The organism is Serratia plymuthica NBRC 102599, assembly GCF_001590925.1.
Taxonomy (GTDB): Bacteria; Pseudomonadota; Gammaproteobacteria; order Enterobacterales; family Enterobacteriaceae; genus Serratia; species Serratia plymuthica.
This window is the reverse complement of record NZ_BCTU01000073.1, coordinates 1-631: the sequence shown is the minus strand read 5'-3', so window position 1 is coordinate 631 and position 631 is coordinate 1. Positions and strand designations below refer to the sequence as shown.

General features: G+C 44.7%; 1 protein-coding gene. It reads left to right on the top strand.

Annotated elements, in window-relative coordinates; genetic code table 11:
- Positions 1-126 precede the first annotated feature (126 nt).
- A complete protein-coding gene (tnpA, locus tag SPL01S_RS24195) occupies positions 127-564 on the top strand; it encodes an IS200/IS605 family transposase (RefSeq protein WP_063203221.1) in 438 nt (145 codons plus the stop codon).
- The last annotated feature ends 67 nt before the right edge of the window (positions 565-631 follow it).

Here is a 631-nt window from a genome sequence, read left to right as displayed (position 1 = left end):
TTTTGTTGTCAGCCCTAAACCACCTCCTGGGGAGGTGGTGATTGTCCCTGTGAGGCTCTAGCCTGAAGGAAGCCCATGCCAGAAAATTCCAGCTTACTCACCACAAGTAAGAAGGAAATCACTGACATGAGCAATTATAGAAGTTCAGCACATGTGTTCTGGCGTTGCAAATATCACTTGGTTTGGACGCCAAAGTATCGTTATAAAATCTTAACAGGGGCAGTAGGGAAAGAGCTTTACCGTTCAATTTACATACTGTGCAATATGAAAGATTGCGAGATATTGGAATTGAATGTGCAGTCAGATCACGTCCATCTGGTTGTGATGATGCCACCTAAACTCTCGATCTCCACGCTAATGGGCGTCCTGAAAGGACGCAGCGCTATCCGTCTTTACAATAAATTCCCCCATATACGAAAGAAGCTGTGGGGGAATCACTTTTGGGCAAGGGGTTACTTTGCAGACACTGTTGGAGTGAACGAAGAAATTATCAGGCGTTATGTGAGGTATCAGGATAAGAAGGACCAAGAATACGAACAGCAAATGGAGTTGTTACAGGATTAAAACGGACAAGGCTCCCTTCTAGGGAGCCCCATTTAAAGCCACCTCTTCAAGAGGTGGATTTTTACTT